The organism is Fibrisoma limi BUZ 3, assembly GCF_000296815.2.
Taxonomy (GTDB): Bacteria; Bacteroidota; Bacteroidia; order Cytophagales; family Spirosomataceae; genus Fibrisoma; species Fibrisoma limi.
In genome coordinates this window covers 48,095-71,075 of record NZ_CAIT01000009.1, presented here as the reverse complement: position 1 = coordinate 71,075, position 22,981 = coordinate 48,095, and the positions used below count along the sequence as shown (strand labels likewise).

The 22,981-nt window shown below is 52.4% G+C and carries 18 protein-coding genes; 10 read left to right on the top strand and 8 right to left on the bottom strand.

The genetic code is table 11. From position 1 onward, the window contains the following. Nucleotides 1-3: 3 nt before the first annotated feature. Entirely contained in the window at nt 4-486 is a 483-nt protein-coding gene (locus BN8_RS32970) for a hypothetical protein (RefSeq protein WP_144051783.1), read from the bottom strand. 43 nt (nt 487-529) lie between these two features. Between BN8_RS32970 and BN8_RS19775 the strand changes: the two genes are divergently transcribed. The 3 genes from BN8_RS19775 to BN8_RS19765 all read left to right on the top strand — a co-directional run bounded on the left by BN8_RS19775 (nt 530) and on the right by BN8_RS19765 (nt 5,758). Then, the gene (locus BN8_RS19775; protein ID WP_009283709.1) at nt 530-3,283 is read left to right on the top strand and encodes a TonB-dependent receptor; all 2,754 of its coding nucleotides are present in this window, start codon (nt 530-532) and stop codon (nt 3,281-3,283) included. A 43-nt stretch (nt 3,284-3,326) separates the two neighbouring features. Then, nucleotides 3,327-4,586 carry a right-handed parallel beta-helix repeat-containing protein gene (locus tag BN8_RS19770; protein WP_009283708.1) on the top strand — a complete coding sequence of 420 codons (1,260 nt, stop codon included), beginning with the start codon at nt 3,327-3,329 and terminating at the stop codon, nt 4,584-4,586. A gap of 71 nt (nt 4,587-4,657) precedes the next feature. Beyond that, nucleotides 4,658-5,758: a phytase gene (locus BN8_RS19765; protein ID WP_009283707.1), complete on the top strand. Its 1,101-nt coding sequence runs from the start codon at nt 4,658-4,660 to the stop codon at nt 5,756-5,758. Between the two features lie 159 nt (nt 5,759-5,917). Here BN8_RS19765 and BN8_RS19760 read toward each other — a convergent pair whose 3' ends face one another. Then, nucleotides 5,918-6,853 (bottom strand): NAD(P)/FAD-dependent oxidoreductase, encoded by a 936-nt coding sequence (locus BN8_RS19760; RefSeq protein WP_009283706.1) that lies wholly within the window; start codon nt 6,851-6,853, stop codon nt 5,918-5,920. Between the two features lie 347 nt (nt 6,854-7,200). On the opposite strand from BN8_RS19760, the gene BN8_RS19755 reads away from it, so the two are divergent. From BN8_RS19755 to BN8_RS19740, 4 genes are all read left to right on the top strand, one after another. Next, complete coding sequence (locus BN8_RS19755; RefSeq protein WP_009283705.1) at nt 7,201-7,779, top strand: TetR/AcrR family transcriptional regulator; 579 nt, start codon at nt 7,201-7,203, stop codon at nt 7,777-7,779. A 295-nt stretch (nt 7,780-8,074) separates the two neighbouring features. After that, complete coding sequence (locus BN8_RS19750; RefSeq protein WP_009283703.1) at nt 8,075-8,494, top strand: DUF6069 family protein; 420 nt, start codon at nt 8,075-8,077, stop codon at nt 8,492-8,494. A 407-nt stretch (nt 8,495-8,901) separates the two neighbouring features. Continuing rightward, nucleotides 8,902-11,892 (top strand): SusC/RagA family TonB-linked outer membrane protein, encoded by a 2,991-nt coding sequence (locus BN8_RS19745; protein WP_009283702.1) that lies wholly within the window; start codon nt 8,902-8,904, stop codon nt 11,890-11,892. A gap of 92 nt (nt 11,893-11,984) precedes the next feature. After that, nucleotides 11,985-13,661 (top strand): RagB/SusD family nutrient uptake outer membrane protein, encoded by a 1,677-nt coding sequence (locus BN8_RS19740; RefSeq protein WP_009283701.1) that lies wholly within the window; start codon nt 11,985-11,987, stop codon nt 13,659-13,661. A 113-nt stretch (nt 13,662-13,774) separates the two neighbouring features. Here BN8_RS19740 and BN8_RS19735 read toward each other — a convergent pair whose 3' ends face one another. Beyond that, nucleotides 13,775-14,365: a TetR/AcrR family transcriptional regulator gene (locus BN8_RS19735; RefSeq protein ID WP_009283700.1), complete on the bottom strand. Its 591-nt coding sequence runs from the start codon at nt 14,363-14,365 to the stop codon at nt 13,775-13,777. A gap of 82 nt (nt 14,366-14,447) precedes the next feature. After that, nucleotides 14,448-15,206, bottom strand: a complete 759-nt coding sequence (locus tag BN8_RS19730; RefSeq protein ID WP_040006371.1) for an SDR family oxidoreductase — start codon at nt 15,204-15,206, stop codon at nt 14,448-14,450. A 385-nt stretch (nt 15,207-15,591) separates the two neighbouring features. Between BN8_RS19730 and BN8_RS19725 the strand changes: the two genes are divergently transcribed. The 3 genes from BN8_RS19725 (at nt 15,592) to BN8_RS19715 (ending at nt 17,468) form a co-directional block, all read left to right on the top strand. Continuing rightward, complete coding sequence (locus BN8_RS19725; protein WP_040006370.1) at nt 15,592-15,870, top strand: type II toxin-antitoxin system RelE/ParE family toxin; 279 nt, start codon at nt 15,592-15,594, stop codon at nt 15,868-15,870. 15 nt (nt 15,871-15,885) lie between these two features. Continuing rightward, a complete protein-coding gene (locus BN8_RS19720) occupies nt 15,886-16,218 on the top strand; it encodes a HigA family addiction module antitoxin (protein ID WP_009283698.1) in 333 nt (110 codons plus the stop codon). Nucleotides 16,219-16,454: 236 nt separating this feature from the next. Beyond that, nucleotides 16,455-17,468, top strand: coding sequence for a restriction endonuclease (locus BN8_RS19715; RefSeq protein WP_009283697.1), 1,014 nt, complete (start codon nt 16,455-16,457; stop codon nt 17,466-17,468). A gap of 586 nt (nt 17,469-18,054) precedes the next feature. Here BN8_RS19715 and BN8_RS19710 read toward each other — a convergent pair. The 4 genes from BN8_RS19710 to BN8_RS19695 form a co-directional block, all read right to left on the bottom strand. After that, nucleotides 18,055-18,708, bottom strand: a complete 654-nt coding sequence (locus BN8_RS19710; protein ID WP_009283696.1) for an MOSC domain-containing protein — start codon at nt 18,706-18,708, stop codon at nt 18,055-18,057. A 94-nt stretch (nt 18,709-18,802) separates the two neighbouring features. Continuing rightward, nucleotides 18,803-20,632: a glycoside hydrolase family 15 protein gene (locus BN8_RS19705; protein ID WP_009283695.1), complete on the bottom strand. Its 1,830-nt coding sequence runs from the start codon at nt 20,630-20,632 to the stop codon at nt 18,803-18,805. Nucleotides 20,633-20,744: 112 nt separating this feature from the next. Next, nucleotides 20,745-21,797: an L-rhamnose/proton symporter RhaT gene (gene rhaT, locus BN8_RS19700; protein WP_009283694.1), complete on the bottom strand. Its 1,053-nt coding sequence runs from the start codon at nt 21,795-21,797 to the stop codon at nt 20,745-20,747. A 244-nt stretch (nt 21,798-22,041) separates the two neighbouring features. Further along, on the bottom strand, nt 22,042-22,977 hold the full coding sequence (locus BN8_RS19695; protein WP_009283693.1) for a cation diffusion facilitator family transporter: 936 nt from the start codon (nt 22,975-22,977) through the stop codon (nt 22,042-22,044). Between the last annotated feature and the right edge of the window lie 4 nt (nt 22,978-22,981).

The following is a 22,981-nucleotide window of genomic DNA, read 5'->3' as shown; positions in this document are numbered from 1 at the left end:
GTATCATGGTATGAAATTAACAAGTAGGTGGTGACAAAAAAATACCCCTTTAGGGGTATAGGCTACGCCCGGATAAGCCAGGAAATTTACATCGGTTAACAAGCGATTCTGCTTGGCCAAAGGTGTGCTTTCTATTCTATCCACAGATATATTTCTATCCACACCATTTTTTTCTAACTCCTGCTTTTTTGAGGAAAGCGTCTGCTGTTGCCAAACTACCATACTGGTTTGACAACAGCAGACGCTTCGTTTTAAAACTATCCCGTCATGAGACTTCATATTGCCGTAACGGCTTGTTAACAATAAGATAATGGCTTGGTTGTAACGCTGATTTTGCTTGATAGTCAGTTGATTAATCTTTCTGTGTTTACGTTGTTGCCTGCTTGTTAACGCCCTTTGTTGCCTTGTTGCCTTTTTGTTCACAGGCCAGCTTTGCTCTCCTCCTTCATTTACCCTGACCTTTGTCCAGTCGGAACGCACGACCATGGTGACTCGCTGGCGGCTCTTTCGACAAAGACTATAACAGGCAATGAAAAACGCGTATCTGGTCTTAGTGGGTCTCTTCGTTTCGCTTCAGGCGATGGCGGCTACGGTCAAAGGCCGGGTGGTCGAGTCGGCTACCGGAGAGCCGGTGATTGGGGCCAACATCATCGTTGAGGACAACAGGCTGCATAGCGTGTCGGGGCTGGATGGATCGTACGTCATTCGTAACGTAACGCCGGGGCAGTACCGAATCCGAATCAGCTATCTTACTTATAAAACCATCGTCAAGTCGGTAACCGTCGATCAGGAAACGCTCACCATCAATTTTTCGATGGAACCGGCCGAAGACCGGATGCTTCAGGAAGTGGCTATTGTTGCGAAACGCGATGGTGCCAGCGATAACACCGCCCGCAACCTGGAGCGGAATGCCAGCCAGGTTATGAACATCGTGTCGGGTAAAACCATCCAGCTTTCGCCCGATCTCACCGTAGCGAATGTGATTCAACGCGTTTCCGGAATTTCCATCGAGCGAAACAGCAACGGCGACGGCCAGTACGCCATTCTGCGCGGCATGGACAAGCGCTACAACTACACGCTCGTCAACGGTGTGAAGATTCCAAGCCCCGACAACCGTTACCGATACGTCCCGCTCGATATTTTTCCGTCTGAACTGCTCGATCGGCTGGAGGTTTATAAAGCTCTCACACCCAGCATGGAAGGTGATGCCGTTGGCGGTGCCGTCAACATGGTCATGAAGGATGCGCCGGATAGCCCGTCCATCGTGGCCAACCTCTCGACGGGCTACAGCGAACTGTTTTTCGACCGGGATTTTATGCGATTCCAGACCGGGCAGGTGAGCAAACAATCACCTTATGAATTGTTCGGGAGCCAATATAACGCCACTGCCAATGATTTTTCGAAGGCCACATCGACCTATACAAACAGCCGCCCGGCCCCAAACCTGCTGGGTGGGCTGTCGATCGGAAACCGGTTCTTCAACCGGAAGCTGGGCGTGATCGTGGCGGGTAGCTATCAGAACACGTACCGAGGCAGCAACAGTCTGTTCTTCGATTTTGAAACGGTCGATACCTTGCGGGGCGTAACGCTCACGGAGCAGAACGAACGGCTCTATTCCGAACAGCAAACCCGCTACGGTATCCATGCCAAGCTGGATTACCGGCTGAGCCCACGGCATAAACTCCAGTGGTACAATGCCTTCATGAGTCTGACCAATGCGCAGGTGCGGGATACCAAATCGACTCAGTTGACCATTGGCGGCTATGATCTCGAACTCGGTAACGCTACGTTGGGCTACTCAACGCGGTCGCGGCTGACTAAGCAGCAGATTTACACCAGTACGCTTCAGGGCGAGCACAAGTTGCAGGACAACCTGCGGCTGCAATGGTCGGCGGTGTATTCAGAGGCTACGAACGACGTACCCGACAACACGACGATTCCGCTGCTGGGCGAACGCAAAAACAACGTAGAGACCCGTACGACGGTTGGCAACGCAACCCGCCGGTGGGAGCATAACTCCGACCGGGATCTGGCGGGCTACCTCAACCTGACCTACACGACGTCCATTGCTGGCGTTGCCGTCGACTGGATGGCGGGTGGCCTGTACCGCGACAAGCAACGTGCCAATTTCTACAATAACTACCAACTGCGGCCAACGAATCTGCTGGCCCGCTACGGGGTTGATTTTACCAACTACGCCGACATTGCCTGGACTGTCATCAACCCACGCGGTGCCGTAGCGACGGCCCTGACCTACGACGCCAGCGAAGTGATCAAGGCTGGGTACCTGCAAGTTAAGACCCAGACGCAGCGGACAGAGATTGTGGGTGGGGTTCGCGTCGAAAATACCGATCAGGGGTATGCGATGCGGTTCCAGATTGGCGAAGACCGGCCAACGGGCAAGCAACTGTACACCGATGTACTGCCGAGTCTGCACGTTCGGTACATACCGCAGGAGCGGACCAACCTCCGGGCTTCGTACTTCCGGTCGATCAACCGGCCCGGCTTTTTCGAGATCGTGCCGTACCGCATCGTGCAGGAAGAATACCAGGAGCGCGGTAATCCGGACCTGAAGCGGGCCATCGCCGATAACATCGACCTTCGCTACGAATTTTTCCCACGGCCATCGGAGCAGTTCATGGTGGGCGCTTTCTACAAACGTCTACAGAATCCGATTGAATACACGCTGCAACGCGACGCCATTCGCGGGCAGGATACGTACTACTCGCCGGGGAATTTCGGCAACGCCAACAACTACGGCCTTGAGGTCGATTTTATCAAGTACCTGAACGTGTTGGGCATCAAGGCGAACTACACCTACACGCACTCCCGAATCACGACCGCCAAATCGAAGCGAATCCGTAACCAGACCGGCGACCTTGAAACCATTACCGTGAACCAAACGCGACCGCTCTACGGGCAGTCGGCGCACGTAGCGAACCTGTCGCTGCTGTACAAAAACACGGAGAGCGGCTGGGATGGACAACTGGCCCTGAATTATACCGGCGACCGGATCAATACGGTCTCGCAGTTCGTGGACAATGACCTGTGGCAGAAGGGTTTTGTTCAAATGGATGCTTCTGTCGAGAAAACGTTCGGGAAAGGCTTCAGCTTCTTTGCCAAGGCCAACAACCTGCTCAATACGCCCCTGGAAGTGTACATCAAAAACACGAGCCCGAAGAACGAAGGTATTCCGTTCCAGTCGGAGCCGGGTCAAACGCTCGTGCGTCGGGACTACTATCAGCGCTCGTATCTGCTTGGCCTCCGGTACCGATTTCAATAGCACTAATAGACAACCATATTAACACGTATCACAAGCAAACCTCATGAAAAAGTTATTATTCGTCGCTGCGCTGTCGACCGTCGTCTTTACGGGTTGTAAGGAAGAAACCAGCACCACCGATCCGACACCACAGCCGGTCGTTCAGGAGGCTGTTTCGGGTGAAGTATCCGGGGTGTGGAAGAAAGGAAGCACCTACAAGATCACCGGCCACCTCCAGGTTCCGGCGGGCAAAACCCTGACCATTGAAGAGGGCGTAACGGTTCTGATGAACGACTCGACGGTGAAACCCGAGATCGTGGTGCGCGGTAACCTGTACAGCCTCGGTACATCACAGAACCCGGTGAAATTCACGGTTCCGGATGCCTGGAAAACCGTAAAAAATGAATTTGGCGCGCTGTGGGGTGGTATCGTAGCCGCACCGACCTGTGCAGAATTTGTCATGCAGAACACCGTTCTGGAATACGGTGGTGCCGTCACGACGGAAACGTCGCCGTCCGTAAAAGGTGGTTTGTACAAAGCCGCGGCCGGCGAACGCATCCCGGCTATTTACTACCCGGACGTGAACGGTCAGTTTGTGGTTACCAGCAGCACCGTTCGTAATTTCTACGAAGACGGTTTCTACCTCGAAGGCGGTAAGGTGATCGTCGCGAACAACAAATTCTACACGACGGGTATTGCCAACGGCGACGCGATTAACATCAAATCGGGCGTTGTGGCCGACGTAGCGTTTAACCTGATCTACAGCCCGAACACCAACGGTCTGAAGCTCTCAAACTCCGGCGACCGCAGCCCGCAGGCGTATGTGGTTGGCTATAATAACACGATTGTAAACGCTGGCTGGCGCCGACCAACCACAAAAGGTGGTTCAATCTGGCTTGAAAAAACCGTCCGTGCCGATCTGTACAACAACCTGCTCGTGAACGACCGGTTCGGTATCAAGCGCGACAAAGGTGCTCCGGAAGATAACCGCTCAAAAGTGAGCAACAACATGTACTACGCCTTCACGCAGGAGGCCGTCAACCAGTTCCAGCCGTCGACGGAAATTCTGGCGGGGAGCAACGACATCATCAGCAAAACGGCCGGCGACAACGATCCGAAATTCGTCAACTACCCGCTGAACACTGCCATGACGAACGCTACGTTCAATCAGGCGTGGGACTTCAGTGTACAGGCCGGTTCGCCGACGCTGGGCAAAGGAACTACCAGTTTCACGCGTAACTACGCCAACGGATTAACCATCAACGGCGTAACGTACAAGTCGCCTGAGCCGACAACAACCATCGGTGCTTTCGGCACGAAGTAAAGTACACTCACAATCCCCGGTTTGGCCCGACCGGACCGGGGATTTTCATTGTTTTTGACCTTTAACGGCCCGTGAATTCTACAACACTCATCCTCAGCGGTTGCCTGCTGCTCTCCGTGCTGGAGCAGGGCTGCCGGACTGAAGCCCAGACGGCGGCTGCGACAACGCCGATCGGGGAAACCATTGTTAAGCCAGTTGTCATCACCGATCCTGTCCAGCACGATTCGGATGATCCGGCGGTATGGATTAACCCGCAGGACCCGGCCAGGAGCCTGATCATCGGTACGGACAAAGAGCAGGACGGCGGTCTGTACGTCTTTGATCTAAACGGCAAAATTCAGGCCGACAAGGTTGTAAAAGGGTTGCAGCGCCCTGACAATGTGGACGTAGAATACGGTCTGAGGCTAAACGGTAAACCCACCGATATTGCCGTAACGACCGAGCGATTTACCCATAAGCTGCGTATCTATTCACTGCCGGATATGAAACCGGTCGATGGGGGAGGACTTGCTATGTTCGTCGGTGAAACGGGTACCGCCTTCCGCGACCTGATGGGGATTGCCTTATACAAAAACAAAGCCGGGCAGATCTACGCCGTAGTGGGCCGTAAGAGTGGACCGACCGATGGAACGTACTTGTGGCAGTACCTGCTGGAAGACAACGGGTCGGGTACTGTAAAAGCGACGCTGGTTCGCAAATTCGGACAATACAGCGGTCTGAAAGAGATTGAATCCGTTGCCGTTGACGACGAACTGGGCTACGTCTACTACTCCGACGAGGGCAAGGGAGTCCGTAAGTATTACGCCGATCCGGAGAAGGGTAACCAGGAACTGGCTCTTTTTGCATCCACCGGTTTTGCCGAAGATCACGAAGGCATCTCGATTTATAAGCTGACCGATACGACCGGCTACATTCTGGTGTCGGACCAGGGGGCCAACCGGTTCCACATTTTCAGCCGGGAGGGAGCCGTAGCGAATCCGAACCAGCATGACCTGATTAAGGTGGTAACCGTCAGCGCCCACCAAAGCGACGGCTCTGAAACAGTATCGGTCCCACTGAACAGCCAGTTCCGCTACGGTCTGTTCATTGCCATGAGCGACGACCGGACCTTCCAGCTCTACCGTTGGGAGGACATTATGGGTAAGGAATTGAAGAAGATAGCGCAGAAGTAGAAAAGAAGACTGTTATACCAAATCCTGACTAGCCACTTGGCTGGTCAGGATTTGTGCTTCTTGATCGCTCGCTCCCGATGCCAGTAGTCAGTTACAAAACCTGTTTCCTCTCTGGACACTAGTTTCATTCCTGGTACCAGGCTGCAACGTTACTGGCGCTTACCCGCTTACCACTGAGAACTTCAGAGCAATATCTTCTTCAATCATTTCCTTGTTCATCCAGGCACCGGCTTTCACTCCGTTGGCGGTGGCGATCGCTACCTGCCGGAAAGGCGTACTATTATCGCCGGCCACAAACAGGCCGGGTACGTCGGTTTGTCCCATTTCGCCCGCCTTAATCAATCCCATCTCGGTCAGCTTACAACCCAACTGCACGGCCAGATCCGAATGCTGTCGGAATGGTACGCGGCTGAACACAGCGTTCAGTTCATGAATCGATCCGTCGGTGAACGCCAATGCCGCCAGGCGTCCGTTCTGGTGAATAAGGTGCGTCAATGACCGCTCATCTACCGGAACACCCAACTGCTCAATGAACTGGCGTTGCTCGTCGGTCAACGTAGCAGGACCGTTCGTGAACAGGGTCAGATCGGGGCTCCAGTTCTGGATTAAACGCACCAGTTCATGCGCCATGTCGCCGTTAGCCAGAATACCCAGCGGCTGACCATGCACCTCGTAGCCGTGGCAGTAGGGGCAGTGCAGTATTGTGCGGCCCCAACATTCAGCAAATCCCGGAATGTCGGGCATGATGTCTTCAAGGCCGGTTGCAAGTAGCAGTTTCCGGCTTTTGTATAGATGCCCGGACTGCGTTTCTACCGAGAAACCAATGTCGCTCGGCTGGGCCTGTGTGACTTTATCGGAAAGAAACGAAACCGTGGGGTAGGTCAGAACCTGATCTCTGGCGATGGCGGCAATCTGGCCGGGTGTTTCGCCGTCGCGGGTCAGAAAACCATGCGAATGGGGTGTCTGGCGGTTGCAGGGCTTACCACTGTCGATGATGAGGACAGTACGTAGCGACCGACCGAGAGTCATGGCGGCACTCAACCCGGCGTAGCTGCCACCGATAATGATTACGTCAAAAGAGCTAGTTGGATTCATTGGCTGTGGTAGTTGACCTTGAAAGCTACAAAGCTAATAAAAATATTGTCAAATGCAACATTGTTGCGTTTGTGGGGCGCAAACCCAAATGCAGTAACTTCCAGCGTATATATAGTTTTGCTTATTGACTTTAAAATACATCAATCAAGAAGCGAGTGAGGAGAACTGGTCAGGATTCTTTACCTTGACCCTGCCTGCTCCGAGATGTAAACCTTGGATGATTTAACTGTAAACAGGCGAGTTCCTTTTACCAGGTTAAGCATAGAAAAAGTGATCAGAGAGACTACAATTCAGAGGCAGACATATTTCTAAAACTAATCAGAACTTTTATTTTGTAACAGCGTTATATGGCTAAGATGTCACGGAAAGCAGAATACCAGGAGTCGCTCAAGCAGGATATTCTTCGTCAGACCCTCACGCTGGCGGGCGAAGAAGGCTGGCCGGGCGTATCCACCCGCAAGATTGCTGACCGGCTCCAGACCAGTACGACAGCTATTTATCATTATTTTGGTGGGAAGGAGGCTATTCTGGCCGAGTTGCAGCGGGAAGGTTTTCGGCAACTGCGCGATGCTCAGCTAGCCGCTTTGGCGGAGCGGCCCGACAAACCCAAAAAGCAACTAAAAGCTGTGTCGCTGGCGATGCTGCGGTTTGCTAAGGAGAATCCGGAACGGTACGCGCTCATGTTTAACCTCGACGGTGCGGTGTGCCATAGCGATGCTGCTCAGGAAGCCGAAGAAGGTTTGCAGAGCATACGGAATGTTTTGAGCCAATTAACGAGCGATGATGTTGAGTCAGTGCTTATGCACTGGTTTGCGCTGATACAGGGGTTTGTTGCCATGGCCCATCACGATTGTCATCCGGAAGCGATTGGCCGTTTTGAACAATTAGTAGAAGACGCCATCGGCCGTTTTATAAAAGGCTTATGAGCCTTTTATTTTTTGCTTGATAAAAACAGTGTTATAAAATGAAGCGACGATATAAACTGGATCTTTGATTGACCGGCTGCTTCAACCCTGCAGAACACGAGCAGGTAGTAGCGACGTTCGCCACCGGACGAAATGCAAAGGCCAATCAATCGGTGCTGATAAACCGCAAAGGCAAACCCATTTAATCATCGGCTGCCTTACTGAATAATGAACTGCGCGAATAGTCTGGGAGCAGACGGCGCAACTCACTGGACTTACCACTAAATCAATGCTAATTAATTAACTCGTTTGTTGTATGGAAACCCGGATTTCATCTACTCCCAGTGTCGGCAGGGTGCTGTCGCTGGCTGCCATCGCCGGTGTTATATCGGCTATTGTTAACGTCTTACTGTTTCAGATCGGCTTAGCCACGGGGGCCATCCCCGGCGATCTGATCATTCCCAATGCCGGTGAGCCCCTGAGCGCTGTGCCGGTACTGATCGCGTCGCTACTGCCATCTTTAGTAGCCGGCCTGGTGCTGGTTATCCTGAATCGATTCACCAGGAACCCGCTGCGTCTATTCAATATCGTTGCGGCTGTTATCGTTCTGCTGTCGTTTTTCTCACCGTTCAGCATCCCCAACGTACCGATCGGCATGGTCGTTATTCTGGAATTAATGCATGTTGTGGTAGCGGGGGTAGTGGTGTTCACCTTTAATCGCTTCGCTCGTAGTTAATCACACATACAGCTATAATGGGCCAGGGCCTATGCATGTCATTGACTTGCATGTGCCCTGGCCCTTTTTGTTAAATTATCTTAGTTAATGGCGTCTATCAATTAATCCGCTCATAATATTAATTTGTAGTTGAACCAGAAATAATTGAATTTTATTGCAGGCAACCTTCTGACGGATAGCAGTATTTATAATTAATTACTGGAAAAGTTCACAAAGTGCTAAAGTCAACTATTAGATAAATAACGAGCGTATTATCAATTCTTTAATTCCCCCTCAATGCATTTCGACTAAAGAAGCATACCCGGAAATTTGTCGTTGAATTTAAACTTCCTGCTATGGATTTTTTTTATCATCCTCTCTATTGGCTGACCGATCGGTTTCGATGGGGGTTGCTGCTGGGTTTGATCATGGTAGCTATCCTGCCTGCTGCTGCATGGGCAAACGATACAGTACTGAATCAGTCTGCGAACACACCAAGTCAACCTAATCAGCCGACGGCCGATATAACAGTTAGTGGTCGGGTCATCGATGCAACTACCAACGAAGCGCTGGCCGGTTGCACCGTTCTACTGAAAGGAACGCAGCGCGGCACATCCACCGATGCAAGTGGGAACTTCCGGATCGCGGTTCCTAACGAAGACGCGGTACTTGTTATTGGTTTTATTGGGTTTGTCTCCCAGGAGATTCGCGTGGGCAACCGCACGACAATAAACGTTTCGCTGGCTCCGTCGGCATCCGAACTGGCGCAGGTTGTGGTGATCGGCTACGGTACCACCACCAAGAAAGACGCGACAGGTGCCCTGACAACCGTAAAAAGCACCGAATTTAACCGGGGGATCATCAACTCGCCCGAACAACTCCTGCAGGGTAAAGTAGCCGGGGTGAACGTAACCTCGGCGAGTGGTGAACCCGGTGGCCGGCAGAACATTACCGTACGCGGACCCGGTGGCGTTCGTACGGGTAGTACGCCCCTGTTTGTCCTGGATGGTATTCCGCTGGATAACTCCAGCACGGGGGGCGCTACCAACCCACTGAGCTTTCTGAATCCGCAGGATATTGAAGCCATCGACGTGCTGAAAGATGCTTCAGCAACGGCCATTTACGGTGCCCGTGGTGCTAACGGCGTTATCCTGATTACGACCAAAAAAGGGAAAGCCGGTACGTCGAACCTGACCCTGTCGGCCAACGTCGGTATCTCGAACATGGCCCGTCCGATCGATGTGTTTACGGCCGACGAATTCCGCCAGCAGGTGGTAGCCGTAGGGGGTGTGCTGGACGATCAGAAAGCTTCGACGGACTGGCAGCGTGAAATCAGCCGGACAGCCGTTACGCAGGATTATAACGTCGGCTTGAGTGGGGGTAACGACAAGCTGACGTATTACGGATCGCTGAGCGTACAGAACCAGGAGGGTATTCTGAAAAACAGCCAGTTCAACCGCTATACGGGCCGCTTCAATGCGTCGCAGCGATTCCTGGAAGACCGGCTCACGCTGGATGTGAATCTGACGGCCTCACAAACGTACAACCAACGGCCTCCGATCGAGAGCATCGTTGGAGCTGCCATATCGGCAAACCCGACTTATCCGGCTTATGATGCCACGGGTGCCCCGGCGCGGTACCAGGCCTTCACGAACCCGCTGCTGACACTCAATCTTCAAAAAGATATCACGACGATTAACCGGGTTGTGGCCAACGTATCGCCTTCGTTCAAAATCACGAAAGACCTCGTTTATAAGTTGAATCTGGGCGTCGACAATTCCAGCTCAACGCGGGATCTGCAATCGCTGGCCAGCACGGTCCCTCAGCAGGACGGGCGGCTCGAAAGTATCTACGGTAATAACCAGAACGTACTGATCGAGAACTACTTCACCTACACCCGCGGCTGGAACAACCACAACCTGACGGCGCTGTTGGGGCACTCGTATCAGAAGTTCTCAATCTCGGGACGTAACTGGAGCATTAACAAATTCCCGATTTCGCCGATTGAGCCAATCTACAACCCTGGGCTTGGTCAGGACCTGACGCTGGCGAACAACCGGCCGGGTGGCTTTGCGCTCGAAAACGAACTGCAGTCGTTCTTCTCGCGGGTCAACTATTCGTACCGGGACCGCTACCTGCTGACCGCAACGGTACGGGCCGACGGATCGAGTAAGTTTGGTGCCAACAACAAGTACGGTGTTTTCCCCTCGTTCTCGGCGGGCTGGCGCTTGTCGGAAGAGCCCTTCCTGCAATCGGGACCCTTCTCCGACCTGAAACTGCGCGCGGGCTGGGGGCAAACGGGTAACCAGGAGATTCCGTCGAAGATCACCCAAGCCCTGTTTACGTCGAACGTATCGGCAACGACCAGCTATCCGCTCGACAACTCGACAACTTACCCGGCCGGAACAACCTACACCCGGCTCGCTAACCCCGATATTCAGTGGGAGGTGTCGACGCAAACCGACGTAGGTCTGGATTTTGGTCTGTTCAAAGGTGCCCTGACGGGTACGGTCGATTATTTCCGCAAGGTGTCGGGCAAAATTCTGCTCGAAGTGATTCCGGCCGACCCCATCCAGCCGGCGGCTACGTACTGGACCAACGTACCAGACATGACCATCACCAACCAGGGCGTTGAACTGGGGCTGAACTACCGGTATGTCGGCCAGAGTGGCCTGCGTTTCGACCTGGGCGGTAACGTTACGTTCATCAAGAACGTAGTGAACAATTCGCCCTACACGGTCATTACGTCGGGTTCGGCCACGGGGGCTGGTCTGACGTCGGCCACAATCAATGGCTACGTGAACGGTCAGCCGATCGGTACGTTCTTCCTCCGCGAGTACATCGGCATCGACGACAAGGGCGTGAGCCTCTACCGCGATGTAGACGGCGACGGTATTGGCGGAACGGACAAAGACCGGATTGCGGCTGGTAGCGCCCTGCCCACGCGGCAGTACAACCTGAATGGGAGCGTATCGTTCAAAGGCTTCGACCTGACGGCTAACTTCAACGGCGTATCGGGCAACAAACTGTACGACAACACGGCCAACGCCTTCTTCTACAAAGCTCGTCTGGTGAAAGGCCTGAACGGTCCGGCCGAGTCGGTGGGTGAGCCGACGGAGTCAATCAACAACTCCGCTCCGGTGTCGACCCGCTTCCTGAAAGACGGTGCGTTCTTCCGGCTGAACAACCTGACGCTGGGGTATAACCTGAATCCACAATTGATCGGTATGAAGCGGTGGATTTCGAACATCCGGCTCTCGGCCACCGGCCAGAACCTGTTCGTCATCACCAAGTACAACGGCTACGATCCGGAAGTAAACACCGACCGGACCGTCAACGGTATTTCGTCGTACGGTATCGACTACCTGAGTTACCCGAAAGCTCGCTCGGTCATATTTGGCCTGAACGTGACATTTTAATATTGACTAGAACGCTGATCAGTATGATGCTTATGATTGATCATGATTAACCTTAAAAATCATACTGATCAGCGTTCGATCCGCCGACAACAATGAAAAAGATATTCATTTCAACCATAGCACTGCTCAGCCTGCTCTCGCTGAACAGTTGTACCGACCTCAACGAGAACGTTCTGGACGAGGCCTCAGCATCCGGCCTGACGGACAAACAAGCCGCCGACGGCAACATTGCCCCGGTGTATGCCCGCCTGCCGGATGTTTTCACGCACACGACCTACTTTGCCATTCAGGAAATTTCGACCGACGAGGCTATTCTGCCGTATCGGGGTGGTACCGACTGGGGCGATAACGGTATTTACATCGCCATGCACCAGCACACGCATACGAGCACTGATCCCAACCTCCGCAATACGTGGCTGCTGCTGGCGCAGGGTATTTCACGTTCGGTTACGGCCCTGAATACGTTGCCGACAATCAACGACCCGAACGTAAAAACCTACATCGCCGAAGCCCGGGGGATGCGGGCGTACTACAATATGCTGCTGCTCGACCTGTTCGGGCTGGTGTTTGTGAAGAATGATCCTCAGTCGAATTCAGAAATCCTGCGGGGCGAACAGGCACTCGAATACGTGAAGAATGAGTTTCTGGCTGCTGAGCCTGACCTGCTGACTACGGTTGGTCCGGGCCGGCTGACCAAGGGGGCTGTGTGGGGTTTGCTGGCTCGTCTGTACCTGAATGCGGCCGTTTACCGCGACCGTTTTGGGGCTCAGTTCACCTTCAAGCCGGAGGATATGGACAAGGTGGTGGAGTACTGCGACAAAATCATCAGTTCAGGACAATACCAGTTGTCGCCGGATTACTTCTCGATCTTTAACGATAATAACCACGATAACAAAGAGCTGATTTTTGCCGTTGACCAGCGCGCTGAATTGAACGGTCACAACCGGCTGGCGTACTTCTCGCTGTCGGGTGACCAGTTCCCGCTACCGGCATTTCCTGGGGCCAACGGTACCGACGGCCCGGCCATTACGCCGGATTTCTACCGTACCTGGACCAGCGCCTACGCGCCCAGCGACCCGGCCGGAACCGACCCGCGCTTTTACAAAAAGAACATGAACATTCCTGCCGATTCCTGCGTGGCCGCCAGTGATGTAGTTATGGATCGGGGGATTCTGCGTGGTCAGCAATACGGGTTGCTGCGGGTGAACGGTGCGTTTGTGCGGTGCGGCAACAACTACCGGATCGGCAAGCTGTTCAACGTAACGCGGAACCGGCCAACGCTGCCCGTAAATTTCACCGAGCAGGTGGATTTCACCGTAGCGGGCAGTAACTACAGTACCGGCTACCGGGTGCTGAAATATGAGTTTGGGAAGAAGTCGCAGTCGGGGCGGAACCTGGGCGACGCCGATATTTCAATCGTACGTCTGGCCGATGTGTACCTGATGCGGGCCGAGGCAAAACTGCGGAAGAGCAATGATGCGGCTGGTGCCCTGGCCGATGTGAACACCGTTCGGGCCGCCCGGACAGCCGTCAAACCCGCTCCGGCCCTGACGAGCATGAACCTCGACCTACTGTTCCGCGAGCGTGGTTTTGAATTGTACTGGGAGTGCCTCCGCCGTACCGACATGATCCGGTTCGGCAAGTACGAAGGTACCTGGACCGAGAAGACGAACGCCGATCGGCAGAAGCGGATTTTCCCAATTCCGCAAACGGCCATCGATGGCGCATCGAACATCCCGGGCTATCTGGCGCAGAACCCAGGGTATTAAGCACAGTAACGTTATAAACCAGTTAGCCCCGCTTCTTCTGAAGAAGCGGGGCTAACTGGTTTATAAATAGAAGGTTATGCAAAAGCAGGATGGCAGTCTGTCGAGTCGTTCCGTTAAGAACTAGGCTGTAGCGCACTCATGGCAATGTTCATAACACCATACAAAGCCGTCGGCTCGGGCCTGGTCCGGGCTAGTACTTTTATGCCGGTGTAGGTATTGAACAGAAACGTAGCCAGGCTGGCGGCCGAGTGGACGCGGTTGATTGTTCCTTCCTGCTGACCACGCTCGATGACCTGTTGCAGTCGGGCTTCGAACGCACGCTGGTTATCGGCCACGATACGGCCAATCGTTTCGTCGTGGGCGGCCAGTTCAACGGCTGAGTTCACCATAAAACAGCCTTTTTGATCCGGGTCGGCCAGTGAGTTTTGAATACCCTCGGTAAACAAATCCCGCAGTAGATCAAGCGCTGGCCTGGACTTATCCATATTTTGACATAAGCCGCTTTGCCCGGTGTCGCGATACCGTTCCAGCGCTTTGACGTACAGCTCGTACTTATCGCCGTAGGTGTCGTAGAGGCTGGCACGGTTTATTCCCAGGCAATCCACCAGGTCCTGCACGGACGTAGCTTCGTACCCCCGGCACCAGAATAAGTTCACGGCTTTTTGCAGAACGGCTTCTTCATCAAATGCTTTCGGTCGCGCCATGGCATAAAAATAGCGTAGTTACAGTCGATATTGACCATAACTACGCTATATAGAATGTTCGTTCCGGAATTAGGCAAAAAAATTACAGCGTCACCATACCCCCATCAGCGATGAGTTCGGCACCCAGCACAAACGAAGAGTCGTCAGATGCGAAGAACACGGCAATTTTGGCAATTTCCTCCGGCGAACCAAACCGGCCCAGGGGGACTTGTCCGACGATGCTTTGACCCATTTGCTGAAGTTGCTCTTCGGAGATCTGCAATTTTTCAGCGCTGTGCATAGGCGTAACAACCGGGCCGGGGCTAACGGCGTTGACCCGAATCTGACGGGGTAACAGTTCAGCCGATAAGTTGCGAACCAGCGAAATCAGGGCGGCTTTGCTGGCTGCGTAGGCGCTGGCACCGGGCATCCCCATGTGCGCATTAACGGACGTGTTCAGCAAAATGGAACCACCCGCCGGCATCAGCGGCAGTACGCTCTGAATAGTGAAGTAAGCGCCTTTGAAGTTGATGTCCATGTTGTAGTCAAATACCGCCTCCGTCATGGCATCAATCGGCGCGAATTGACCGACCCCCGCGTTAACGAACAGCACATCCACTCGGTTGGTAATTGCCTTAACCTGTTCGCCCAGTCGCCGAACGTCGGCCATGTTGCTGGCGTCTGAAACAAGACCAGTTACATTCTCGCCCAGTTCCTGAGCCGCATGTTGAACCGAGTCGGCTTTGCGTCCGGTAATGATCACATGTTCGGCTCCTTCAGCCAGAAAGGCCTGTGCGGTGGCGAAACCAATTCCACTGTTGCCGCCGGTTATAACAGCGATTTTTCCTTGTAAGCGATTCATATCTGTTTTAGAATGATTGTTCCAAAACAAAGGTACTAGTAATAGAACGATCATTCCAAAGAAAACATCGAAATTTTTAAATGTGATGTTAAAAGATGCAGGCTGAACACGTTGATCCAAGCTGGTTCGATGGACAGATTGAACGCCTGAACGCTGCTTTTGAGCGTGGCTGAAAAGCGTTAGCAGTCAATTTTAAGCTGAAACAGAGGGCGTTTCTAAAGAACCCGACCGTGAGCCGCAGCCGGAACCGGATACAGTTTTGACCGAAGAAGCTGCTGAGATATTGGAAAATTACAGACAAAAGCAGCGCGACCGAGGCCACGACAGAAGAAAGTAGAAAATAATTTTGCTTGACACCTGTAACGTTATATGTTACATTTCGGTTATGATTAAGAGCATCCAGCACAAGGGCCTAAGGCTTTTTTACGAGCAGGAAGATCCCTCAAAACTGCCAGCCGCCCATGTGACCAGAATCCGGAACATCTTAACCCGACTGGAATTTGCCCAATCATTGAATGACATAGGGACACCAGGTTCCCGGTTGCACCCGCTGTCAGGTAATTTGAAGGGATTCTATGCGGTTAACGTGTCTGGTAACTGGCGCATAATCTTTAGGTTTGAAGATGGCAATGTGCATGATGTTGACTATGTAGATTATCACTAACAAGGAGATACAGCCATGTTAAACCGAGGCATGAGACCATCCCATCCAGGGGCATTGATTAAAGAAACCATCGAAGGTTTGAAAGAGGAAACTGGACACAACTACACGCAGGCCGAAATAGCGAAGGGACTGGGCGTCACCCGGAAAACGCTCTCCGCTATCTTGAACGAGCACCAGGGCGTTAGCTCTGAAATGTGCGTCCGCTTGTCCGAAGCCTTTGGCACGAGTGCAGAGTTTTGGCTAAACGTGCAGCGCAATTATGATCTATGGCATGCTGAACGTGCTGTTGAACGCGGTAAGGTGCAGCATTTCTGGCCTTTGCAGGACAAGGGGTTACAACCAGCTTAATCAAAAATAAGAGCATTTTGGCAGCCGACAGAAAAGCAATATCAAGCGGATAATTTCTACACGAATGACTTTGTAAAAAACGATAAAAGAAGTCGCAGAGTTTTCTGTTGAATGTTTAAAATGGTACCACGGCTTAAGGGCGAAGATAATCAGGAGCAGAGGACTTAGATACCACGCGCAAAACATTATTGAGCATTGCAAATGGCAATGAAAATTATTAGCTCGTTATTTTTTTTATGGCAAAATTAAAGAGCGGTAGACCGTTTGAGAAAATGGTTGCTCTAATCCAAGAGGCTTATAGGGATTTACCACATACTAAAATTTACACCAATCATCTAGTTAAAGATAGACTTGGTAAGAATAGGGAATTCGACGTATTTATTGTAACTAAAGTAAATGGCTACGATTTTAGAATTGCTATTGAATGTAAGGATTATGTAGGACCTGTTCCCGTTGAAAAGATAGAAGCGTTCAACAGTAAATGCAGTACTGTTAGTAATATAAATAAAAAAGTCCTTATTTCTTCTAATGGTTTTCAGTCAGGTGCGATAGAAAATGCTGCGCATTTCGATATTGAATTACAAACACTTTCAACTATAAAAAATGTAGTATTACCTGACAAAGAAGGAAATCAAACTGGCTACATAGGGCTTAGATTTGAAATATTAGATTACACAATAACAGTTAATAATAATTTTTTGGGTGAAATAGATATACCAAAAAAAGCAGTAAATGAAAATTCGACTCTAGCAATTTCTGACGATACACCTGTCCCTACTTTACAATTTTTGAATCAACAAATAGAAAAGCTAGGTATACGGAGGGAGATATTGGAGTCCCTTCAAAAAGAGGCTACAAGGCGTGGTGTGCTCTTATTTCAACAAGAAATTACAATCACTGATACGTATATTTTGTCGCCTTTTGACAGACCAATTAATATATATATAGCTGGTAAAAAATCATCAGTGGCTAAAATAAAAGTGTTGATCAAAGTTACTTGTCGACCTAGAAGCAAAGATTCGGAAGAAGTTGAAGTAAGGTCACACAGCGATGTATTAGATTCCAAAAAGGGTGAATTACTGACGGTGAAATTTGACGAGACAGAGACACAATTTTATTATGAGCAGTTAGATGAAGACGGGAGATATTTGGGAACTGTAGCAGTAGACAGCGGTAATAGTACCAAACTATCATCAAAATTCACGATAGATACAAGAACCGGAAAATTTATTGACCCTAATGGAACTTAATAAAAATAAAAAGTGAGTGGGGGGCACTTTGAATTTAGATTGTCAGGTTGGACAGCAACCGACCCCATTCAATGCTTTCATTAAGTATTAGTTGTATTAGTCAAGAATCCCATTTGTATCTTGTTACAATACAAACGTCCGTCTGTATTGTAACAAAATGACCAACCCCCTCCTCTATCCCATGAAAAAAGCGGTAGCCTGCTATCGTGTGTCAACTGAGCGCTAGGGTCGTAGCGGATTAGGCTTAGAGGCCCAAGCCGACGCCGTGAGCCGGTTTCAACCCAGGAAAGCTATACAATCATTGCAGAATTCACTGAGACCGAGAGTGGCAGGAACGACAGGCGCCTAGGGCTGGCCGCAGCCCTAGCCTGATGTAAGACAGAGCGGGCAACGCTGATATGTGCTAAACTCGACAAGTTGAGTCGTAAAGTATAGTAAAGAATTGATCAACACATTAATATTATTCGTACATTATCTTACATAAACAATAATGCATTGGTTGTTTTTGCCAACTAATCTGCCAGCCGGGGTCAGAACTACGCACAATTAAGCTACACCGTGAAATAAAGCCCCGAATGATATATGCTTACTTTTCAATCGACCATCGAAACCGCTTGAAATGGTTGCTGAGGTTTTTAGCGAGGTAGGGGTGGTTCACCAGTTGATCCATCCGGTCGGGGTCGGCACTACGCGAAAAATATACCTCGGCAACGTCGCGGATGGTCAGTGTTCGATCCGGCTCTTCTTCCAGCGTGACAGAATCTCCGGCCTGCACGTCTCCTTCGTCAATGACCCGGAAATAGATACCGCAGCGCATGGCGTCGCTGAACTTTTTGACCATACTACGGTCGTTGAATCGGGCATTTAGCTTAAAGCACGGAAAGCGGGGCTGCGCTACCTGCAACCGGGCCGTACCGATGCGGTAGATACTACCGACGTACGCAGTCTCGTCTGGTAGGCCGTCGGTGGTCAGGTTTTCGCCAAACAGACCGTAGGTCCAGTCGGGCCAGTCCAGTTGGTGCTGCCAGTAGGTATAGTGCTCCAGGTCGTAAGCATACACGGCTTTATCGGGACCGCCGTGTACGCTGAGATCGGCCTGCTGATCACCGGCTACGTTCAACCGGCTGATCTGTAGCCGTTCCGCCACCGGTGCTTTGAAAATGCTGGTGCTAACCGGCTTACCCTGCCACTCGATCAGTTGGGGTAGGCCTACGTTCACGGAGACGATACGTTGATTCATGTCAGAAGATGAATGAAACGTAACTTACTAAATAAATAGACCCGGGCCAAGGCTGATTAAGCCGGGCAACTGCCAGGTCTACGTAACGAGCCGCTTAATACGTCTGGAAGCTATCCAGCCGCCGGTTCAGGTCAAAAGCGGCACTGATCAGCCCGAGGTGGGTGAAGGCCTGCGGGAAATTGCCGAGGTGCTCACCCCGCTTGCCCAACTGCTCGGCAAACAGACCCAGGTGATTGGAATACGACAGCATTTTCTCGAACAGCAGCCGGGCCTTCGATAACTGACCCGACCGCGACAGGCATTCGACGTACCAGAAACTGCACATCGTGAACGTCCCCTCTTCGCCTTCCAGACCGTCGATGGCTCCCGAATCGAGCCGGTAGCGATGCACTAACGAGTCGGAAATCAGCTCGCGTTCAATGGCTTCCAGCGTAGACAGCCAGCGGGGTTCGTGCGGGTGAATGAACCGCACGAGTGGCATCAGCAGGGCGGAGGCATCTAGCGCATTGGCACCTTTGTGTTGAACAAAGGACTGCTTCTCCTCACTCCAGAAATTGTCGTAGATGTCGCGGTAGATTTCATCCCGAATGGTACGCCACCGGTCGATGGGCGAGGGAAACGAGCGATGCTCCACGACTTTGATGGCCCGGTCGAGGGCTACCCAGCACATGAGCCGGGATTGCAGGAACTCACACTCCTGGCTACGTACTTCCCAGATGCCGTGGTCGGGTCGGCCCCAGTTGTCGCAGACAAATTCAATCTGCCGTTCCATCTTCTTCCAGAAAGAGTAAGTAACGGCCCCGTGGTATTTGTCGTAGAGATAAATGGAGTCCATCAGTTCGCCGTAAATGTCGAGCTGAAACTGGGAAAACGCTGCATTGCCGATACGTACCGGAGCCGAGTTGCGGTAGCCGCTCAGGTGATTCAGTTCCTGCTCGGGCAATTCGCGAGCACCATCCAGCGTGTACATAAGCTGGAGGGTTTCGCCAGCTTCGTCGATGGTGTCCAGTTCCTGCTCAATCCAGTGCATAAAGGCCGCGGCTTCTTCCATAAAACCCAGCCGTAAGAACGCATACATGGTGAAGGCCGCATCCCGAATCCAGGTGAAGCGGTAGTCCCAGTTACGGTTGCCCCCAATGACCGAAGGCAGGCCAAACGTTGGCGCTGCCACGGTCGAGCCAAACTGATAGGACGTAAGGAGTTTCAGTGTCAGGGCTGAACGATTGACCATTTCGCGCCAGCGACCCGTGTATTGCGAGCGGCCAATCCAGGTTTTCCAGTAATCGACGGTGGATTCAAAATCAGACGTGGTATAGAACTGGATAGCCTCTTCTGCTGTGCGCTTTTCGTCGTCAGACGAGGATTCAATCACAAAATGGGCTTGCTCTACGTCGCTCAGCGTAAACTCCGCGTACACGTCCGGGCCGTCGATGGTCATGGGTACGTTGCTGATGAGCCGGAATGACGATTTTGGATTCGACAGACTGGTAAACACAATTTCGTGCGGCCCACCTTCGACGCGGTGTTCAGCGCGGGCGTAGTCGAACCGGGGCATACATCGCATCCGGAACGGTACGTTACCGCGGGTGATGGATACCGTTCGCACCAGCACACAATTACGTTCCGACGTCTTTACCGGCATGAAGTCGGTAATTTCGGCTACACCAACTTCCGACAGGAAGCGCGTAATCAGTACGGTTGTGTCGGGGAGATATAGTTGCTTGGTATCGGCGTCGTCCAACTGGGGCGTAATGTCGAAGGTTCCGCCCCGCTCTGCATCCAGCATGGCCCCGAACAGGCTCGGCGAGTCAAATCGCGTAAAGCACATGAAATCGATGGAACCGGTCACGGAAACCAGCGCAATCGTATGCAGATTTCCAATAATACCATAATTGGCAATGGGTTGATACGCCCCTGCGTTCATAAGCACATTGAATAAGGTGAACGACAGAGTAGCGTCCCGTTACCGCCAGGGGCTTAGCTGTCAATACCTTTCAAGCACTTTTAGGCCCTTATGGTTTTGAAAAGCATGAAATTTACAGTGAATTGCCAATCCCCACCAGGACAATCGAAATCAAAATTACGACGATGCCCGCCACGAAGGTGCGGAAGGTTCTGGACGATACGCCCGACCACTCCTTGAGATACAGCCCCCAGAGGTTAGCCGTCAGAATGATGGTAGCCATGTGCGTAATCCAGGAAGAGGCTCCGTTGCCCAGCTTGCTTTCGCCCATACCGTAGAAGAAGAACTGCAGGAACCACATCGTTCCGGCTATGCCCGCAAACAGGATGTTCGATGCAATAGGCGTACGGGAATTGGTATAGTCGCCGAAGGTTCCATTGCGGGCGTTGAGGTACATGCACCACAGGAAGTTGGTCGTGAGGCCACCCCAGAGCAATACGACATAGGTCACGTTATTCTGGAACAGCGGGTCGCTGCCCTGACGAACAGCCTGGTCGGCCAGGGGCTTACCGGCCTCGATTCCGTAGTTGAAGAAGGCACTCAGAATGCCCGAAATAACGGCAATGATCAGGCCTTTGGTCAGGCTGAACTCCTTGATGGAAGCCTTCTGGGCTTCTTCCGAGAGTTCGGCTTCCTTGAGCATACCGGCCCGGCCCGAAATGCCGATACCAATCAGGCACACCAGTACGCCCAGCAGCACCAGTTGCCCACCCTGAGAGCCCAGCATATCCGTGAACGAGGTCCTGCCCGGTACGGGATTAATATTATAGTAGATAGAAGGCACCAGCGCACCGAAGGCAGAGCAAAAACCAAGGACCACCGAGTTGCCCAGCGACATACCTAAAAAACGCACGCCCAGGCCGTAGGTAAGCCCACCAATACCCCAGAGCAACCCCATCAGGAACGTGATGGACGTAGTGCTCATGTCGGCCGACGCAATGATGCTGGTAAAGTCAGGAATGGTCAGGTAGGCCGCCAGGGGGGGGACGATCAGCCAGGAAAAAAGACCGCCTACAATCCAGTAACTCTCCCAGGCCCAGCCCCGAACTTTATTGAAGGGCATGTAGAAGCTGCCCGAAAATCCGCCACCAATGGTGTGGTAAATGATGCCTAGAAGTGCCTGCATGTACGTCGCTACGGTGGCAATTAATCGTCTGACTTGATAAGCTGTCTTTTAAAGTCAAATGCGCAGGCTTTCATACTGATTTCTGGATGGGGAAAACGACAAACTTTTCAGTCAGGGAATCAAATTACTTCAACATAGCTTTTGCGGATTATCACCCCAAACCCCTGAAGGGGCTTAGCGCTGCTAACTTTGGAATCCTGAAGTAGCGAAGCTAAGCCCCTTCAGGGGTTTGGGGTGATGTCGGTCAGCACTCGTCGGCAGAGCAGTTGTCGGCGGTGACCTCGGTTTCCAGCGTGGCATGGCCGATGCTGCGGTGTTCGAGCCGGTGTCGGATGTCGTGTTTGAGGTCAGCCACCTGCGATGCGGTCAGGCCCGGTTGCAGCACGAGGTGGGCCGTCAGGGCGTTTTCGGTCGTACTCATGGCCCAAACGTGTACGTGGTGTACATCGCGGACGCCCGCAACGGCCCGCAGGTCGCTCATCACATCGGCCAGGTCAATCGTTGCCGGAACGCCGTCGAGGGAGAGCCGGACACTGTCGGTCAGCAGCCGCCAGGTCGAAACCAGGATCACAGTGGCAACGACCAGCCCCAGTGTCGGGTCGAGCCAGTACCAGCCCGTCCAGCCGATAACGAGACCGCCAACTACTACGGCCAGCGATACCAGGGCATCGGCCATCAGGTGCAGATACGCGCCTTTGATATTCAGATCGTGCTCTTTATCGCGGAAAAACAGCAGCGCCGATACGGTATTGACGACCAAACCCAGTCCTGCGATCCAGGCAATTGGCCCACCCGCGATCGGCTCGGGTTGCCGAAATCGCTGACTGCTTTCCCAGACAATCGCCCCAACCGCTACCAGCAGCAACACGGCATTGATAAGCGATGCCAGCACGGTGCTTTTGCGGTAGCCATACGTAAAGGTCTCGGTCCGCCGAACCTGCGCCAGCCGAAACGCCAGTAAGGACAACAATAGCCCGGCTACGTCGCTGAGGTTATGGCCTGCATCGGCCACCAGCGCCAGGGAGTTGTAATAAAAACCCAGACCGGCTTCAACAACAACGTAGATGATGTTCAGCACCGCACCAATAATCAGAGCACGGTTGACCGAGGTCAGGGCTACCGGGCCGTGACTGTGACCGGCTTGTCCGTGGGTGTGCGTATGAGAATGATCGTGTGCCATAGGT

What these genes read in the sequence shown, in the direction of transcription:
- BN8_RS32970 (WP_144051783.1), bottom strand. Translation starts at nt 486, where the DNA reads ATGGTCGTGCGTTCCGACTGGACAAAGGTCAGGGTAAATGAAGGAGGA.
- BN8_RS19775 (WP_009283709.1), top strand. Translation starts at nt 530, where the DNA reads ATGAAAAACGCGTATCTGGTCTTAGTGGGTCTCTTCGTTTCGCTTCAG.
- BN8_RS19770 (WP_009283708.1), top strand. Translation starts at nt 3,327, where the DNA reads ATGAAAAAGTTATTATTCGTCGCTGCGCTGTCGACCGTCGTCTTTACG.
- BN8_RS19760 (WP_009283706.1), bottom strand. Translation starts at nt 6,853, where the DNA reads ATGAATCCAACTAGCTCTTTTGACGTAATCATTATCGGTGGCAGCTAC.
- BN8_RS19755 (WP_009283705.1), top strand. Translation starts at nt 7,201, where the DNA reads ATGGCTAAGATGTCACGGAAAGCAGAATACCAGGAGTCGCTCAAGCAG.
- BN8_RS19750 (WP_009283703.1), top strand. Translation starts at nt 8,075, where the DNA reads ATGGAAACCCGGATTTCATCTACTCCCAGTGTCGGCAGGGTGCTGTCG.
- BN8_RS19745 (WP_009283702.1), top strand. Translation starts at nt 8,902, where the DNA reads ATGGTAGCTATCCTGCCTGCTGCTGCATGGGCAAACGATACAGTACTG.
- BN8_RS19740 (WP_009283701.1), top strand. Translation starts at nt 11,985, where the DNA reads ATGAAAAAGATATTCATTTCAACCATAGCACTGCTCAGCCTGCTCTCG.
- BN8_RS19735 (WP_009283700.1), bottom strand. Translation starts at nt 14,365, where the DNA reads ATGGCGCGACCGAAAGCATTTGATGAAGAAGCCGTTCTGCAAAAAGCC.
- BN8_RS19730 (WP_040006371.1), bottom strand. Translation starts at nt 15,206, where the DNA reads ATGAATCGCTTACAAGGAAAAATCGCTGTTATAACCGGCGGCAACAGT.
- BN8_RS19725 (WP_040006370.1), top strand. Translation starts at nt 15,592, where the DNA reads ATGATTAAGAGCATCCAGCACAAGGGCCTAAGGCTTTTTTACGAGCAG.
- BN8_RS19720 (WP_009283698.1), top strand. Translation starts at nt 15,886, where the DNA reads ATGTTAAACCGAGGCATGAGACCATCCCATCCAGGGGCATTGATTAAA.
- BN8_RS19715 (WP_009283697.1), top strand. Translation starts at nt 16,455, where the DNA reads ATGGCAAAATTAAAGAGCGGTAGACCGTTTGAGAAAATGGTTGCTCTA.
- BN8_RS19710 (WP_009283696.1), bottom strand. Translation starts at nt 18,708, where the DNA reads ATGAATCAACGTATCGTCTCCGTGAACGTAGGCCTACCCCAACTGATC.
- BN8_RS19705 (WP_009283695.1), bottom strand. Translation starts at nt 20,632, where the DNA reads ATGAACGCAGGGGCGTATCAACCCATTGCCAATTATGGTATTATTGGA.
- rhaT (WP_009283694.1), bottom strand. Translation starts at nt 21,797, where the DNA reads ATGCAGGCACTTCTAGGCATCATTTACCACACCATTGGTGGCGGATTT.
- BN8_RS19695 (WP_009283693.1), bottom strand. Translation starts at nt 22,977, where the DNA reads ATGGCACACGATCATTCTCATACGCACACCCACGGACAAGCCGGTCAC.